We start from the raw sequence: 985 nt of genomic DNA, 5'->3' as shown, positions 1-985 counted from the left end.
TGTCGGGGTCGTCCGGGCGGGCTATCTCCCAGGCGTAGGCGGGTGCGTGGTCCTGGTCGACGGGGTCGGCTTCCTCGGCGCCGGCGCTGACGCCGAGGAGTCGGCGGACCCAGGCGCGGGCGTCGGCGCGGTGGTCGGCGAGGGTTTTGCCGGACTAGTCACGTGAGAGGAGGATGCGGCACCCGCCGATGCCGAGCGTTGCCCGCTGGTGCACCTTGCCCTTGCAGCGGCCCGCTTGGAGCCTGCCGTGTGCCTTCTTTGGTTGGATGCCGTAGAGCAGCCAGTTGGCGCACCGCTCGGAGCACGGCGTGATCCGAAGTTCCTGCCAGAGCCGTTCGAGGTGGTCACGCTGCCGGTCCGTCTCTGCCTTGTGGCAATCGGCAGCGCTCTTGGTGATGTATTTCGTGATGTAGCCGATCGATCGTTCGGCGTGCACGGTGCCGGGGGTGACGCCTCCGGCGTGGACTTGCCGGCCGAAGCGGACGACGTGGACGGGTTCGGGGTCGGCTTGCAGGTTGAGGGCGTCCAGGGCGTCAGCCCAGGTGGTCAGCGGTTCGCCAGTGTCGGGGTCTACCCAGGCGGCCGCGTTGTTGTCCCACACCGGCGGCCGATCCAGCGCATAGACCTGCTCGTCGGCAGGGGGCCACCACACCTGGTGATAGGTGGCGGCCGCAACCTGCCGCAGCACCGTCCGGGGAATGGTGCCCCGGATGGCGAAGTGCGCGTGCGGCGCCAACCGTCGCTGCGGCTCGACGCAGCCGGCGATAGCTGGCAGGGGCACCGCGGGGCCGATGAGGGAGAGTCGCCCAGGCGGCAGCGTGACGCGCTCGACGGTTACTACGGCCGGGCGCACGATGGTCGGGCCGAGAGCACCCGTGGCGATTCTTGGACGACGACGGCCGGGGGCGGGGTGTGTCGTGCCGGCCAGGGTCTGCCTTGCCTACGGCGCCGGGGCGGAAGGTCAGCCAGCCCGAACCCCACACCC

General features: G+C 70.8%; 1 pseudogene. It reads right to left on the bottom strand.

Features of this window, described 5'->3' with window-relative positions:
• Nucleotides 1-763, bottom strand: a pseudogene (locus E1211_RS32150) (replication initiator); the annotation flags it as partial.
• Between the last annotated feature and the right edge of the window lie 222 nt (nucleotides 764-985).

This window comes from Micromonospora sp. 15K316 (genome assembly GCF_004348525.1).
Classification (GTDB): Bacteria; Actinomycetota; Actinomycetes; order Mycobacteriales; family Micromonosporaceae; genus Micromonospora.
Note: the sequence above shows the minus strand (reverse complement) of the source record. Positions and strands in the feature narration are given on the sequence as shown.